Origin of the sequence: uncultured Faecalicoccus sp. (assembly GCF_944325745.1) — a bacterium.
In the GTDB taxonomy this organism is placed as follows: domain Bacteria; phylum Bacillota_I; class Bacilli_A; order Erysipelotrichales; family Erysipelotrichaceae; genus Faecalicoccus.
The window spans coordinates 1-2,912 of sequence record NZ_CALVBG010000097.1 but is presented as its reverse complement, the minus strand read 5'-3'; the positions used below and the strand labels follow the sequence as shown (position 1 = coordinate 2,912).

Here is a 2,912-nt window from a genome sequence, read left to right as displayed (position 1 = left end):
GGGCAGGTACGTTAGGCTTTTCGCAAGAAAAGTCTTTTTTTGTGGTACACTATATCTGTTGACAAAAAAGGAGACGCCATGATACTGAGTACGCTACATGAAATCAAAAATATTCCCCGACTCAAAGAAGCCGGTGTCGATGCGGTGATCATCGGTTTAGAAGATCTTTCGATTCGGGCCTGCCAAACTTTTTCATGGGACCAACTTCCCGAGATCAAAGCTTGTTGTGAGCGATATCAAGTTAAACTCTATATCAATGCCTTGCGCTTTTTTATGGAAGACGAAATCGAGCTGGTTCGCCGCTTTTTACAGTTAGCCCAAGAGCTTTCGATCGATGGGATCTATTATGGGGATGAAGGCCTTTATCAAGAAGCAAAAGCACTCGGGCTGACGGATCGTTTGGTCTATCAGCCGGAGACCTTGATCACAAACTCTTTGGATATTGCGTTTTACTGCGGACTGGGGATCCAGTCGGTTTCCTTGGCGCATGAATGCACTTTAGAGGAAATCCTGACGATGACGCAAACGCAAAAAAATGTCGAGATCTTGATTTCGGGTTATTTTTCGATCCTTTATTCTCGGCGTCCTTTATTGACAAACTATAAAAATCAGATTCATTCCCAGGCAATCCAAACCGATCGTATGTATACCTTGATCGAATCGACACGTTCGGATCGTATGCCGATCTATGAAGATCGCTATGGGACGACAATTTATAGTGAAGCACCGATCCAAAGCTTTCAAGAACTTCCTGTTTTAAAAGAACATGGGCTCTCCCGTTTTCGAATCGATTCTATTTTCTTTGATGATGAATGGACCCTCCAGGTGCTTGAAGCCTACCAAACAGGAGGAAGTTGTCCGGGATCGAATCGCTGGTATTATCAGAAAATGTTGACGAAAAAGGAGGATGGCCATGTCTAAGATCGAATTGTTAGCGCCGGCCGGCAATCTGGAAAAAGCCAAGATTGCGATCCTCTATGGAGCCGATGCGGTCTATATTGGCGGAAAGCAATTTTCTTTGCGCTCCCGTGCCAGCAACTTTTCTTTGGAAGAGATCAAAGAACTGGTTGATTTTGCCAATGCTCATCAGGCCCATGTGCACGTGACCGTCAATATGTTGCCGCATGAAGAAGATCTGGTTGGGCTCAAAGAGTATCTTTTGGCTTTGGATGCAGCCGGGGTCCATGCGATCATCGTGTGCAGTCCCGCCATCATGAAAATGGCGAAAGAATGTGGGTGTCATTATGAGGTCCATGTTTCGACCCAACATTCCTCGACCAATTCCAGCAGTCTTTCATTTTGGAAAGAGCAGGGGATGGATCGCGTTGTCTTGGCTAGAGAGTGCCAGATGGATCAGATTCGTTCGATCTGTGAAAAACAGATCTTACCGGTCGAAGTCTTTATCCATGGGGGAATGTGCATCTCTTTTAGCGGCCGCTGTGTTTTGAGCAATCATATGACGAATCGCGATGCCAATCGCGGAGGATGTGCTCAAAGTTGCCGATGGAAATATCATTTGATGGATCAGGATCAAGAACTGAGTGATCCGAATTCTTTATTTTCTATGTCCAGCCGCGATCTGCAGGCTGTTGATCAAATCGAAGCGTTCATCAAGATGGGGGTTGCTTCTTTAAAGATCGAAGGCCGCATGAAAAGCGCATACTATCTGGCAACAGTTGTCAGCAGTTATCGCCGCCTGATCGACAAGATCTATGAACAGGGGCATGTCTCTTGGGAAGAAGTCCATGCGATCAAAAAAGAGATCGCCAAAGCGGAGAATCGTCCGACAGGACCTGGCTTTTATCGGGGGATCCCTAATCAGGATGTACAGCTTTATGCGGACCGGGATGAAATTGTAACCCAGGAATATGTTGCGATCGTATTGGATTATGATCCCGATACACAGGAAGCCACTTTGCAGGTTAAGAATCATTTTAGTCCCCATCAGAATCTGGAGATCTTTGGACCCCATATCGATCCGACTAGTGTCTATGTCGGCAGCATTTATGATGAAAACGGCCTGGAACTTTCTGTTTGTAAGACACCGATGCAGATCGTAAGAACGCATTGGGATGGACCGATCGAAAAAAATGCGATGATCCGCAAGATTCGTGTTGTTTAAAGAATCTAAGTACGTTAAAATTAAACACTGAAAAGAGGTTATCATGAAATTAAGTCAGAGTTTTTTCTATACATTGCGTGAAAACGCCAAAGATGAAGACAGTGTTTCCGGCAATCTTCTAGTCAGAGCCGGAATGATCAAAAAAACATCGAACGGGATCTATATGATCATGCCGATGGGTAAAAAAGTCTTGGCCAAGATCGAGAATATCGTTCGCGAAGAGATGGATGCCAAGGGAGCCCAGGAATTATTGATGCCTAGCTTGATCTCGGAAGATGTCTATGTCCAGTCCGGACGCCGGGAAGCTTTTGGATCCAATATGTTTTCTTTGAAAGACCGTTATGCGAAGCCTTATGTTCTTGGGCCGACGCATGAAGAGCTGTTTGCGGTCGCAGCCAGCATGAATGGAAAATCTTATAAAGATTATCCGTATAATCTATATCAGATCCAGACCAAATATCGTGATGAAACACGTCCTCGTTACGGATTGATCCGCGTTCGTGAGTTTATCATGAAAGATGCTTATACATTTGATATCGATGAAGCGGGCTTGGATGTGGCATATCAAAAGATGTATGATGCATATTGCCGCATCTTTGATCGTCTTCATTTAGACTATAAGATCGTAAAAGCCGATACAGGGGCTATGGGAGGTCTTTTATCCGAAGAATACCAAGCTTTATCTTCGATTGGAGAAGATATCGTTGTGGGTTGCGAAGGTTGTGATTTTTCCAGTAATTTAGAGATCACGGAAGTAATAGATACCATCGAGGATTCACAAGAACAGGAA

General features: G+C 44.5%; 3 protein-coding genes. All 3 read left to right on the top strand.

Features of this window, described 5'->3' with window-relative positions:
• Positions 1-78 precede the first annotated feature (78 nt).
• Positions 79-921 (top strand): U32 family peptidase, encoded by an 843-nt coding sequence (locus Q0J48_RS06950; RefSeq protein WP_296242763.1) that lies wholly within the window; start codon positions 79-81, stop codon positions 919-921.
• Positions 914-2,122, top strand: a complete 1,209-nt coding sequence (locus tag Q0J48_RS06945) for a U32 family peptidase (protein ID WP_296242762.1) — start codon at positions 914-916, stop codon at positions 2,120-2,122. The genes Q0J48_RS06950 and Q0J48_RS06945 overlap by 8 nt, the downstream gene beginning before the upstream one ends.
• 43 nt (positions 2,123-2,165) lie before the next feature.
• Positions 2,166-2,912: proline--tRNA ligase (gene proS / locus Q0J48_RS06940; protein ID WP_296242761.1), on the top strand; the 747-nt coding region annotated here is incomplete at its 3' end.

What these genes read in the sequence shown, in the direction of transcription:
- Q0J48_RS06945 (WP_296242762.1), top strand. Translation starts at nt 914, where the DNA reads ATGTCTAAGATCGAATTGTTAGCGCCGGCCGGCAATCTGGAAAAAGCC.
- Q0J48_RS06950 (WP_296242763.1), top strand. Translation starts at nt 79, where the DNA reads ATGATACTGAGTACGCTACATGAAATCAAAAATATTCCCCGACTCAAA.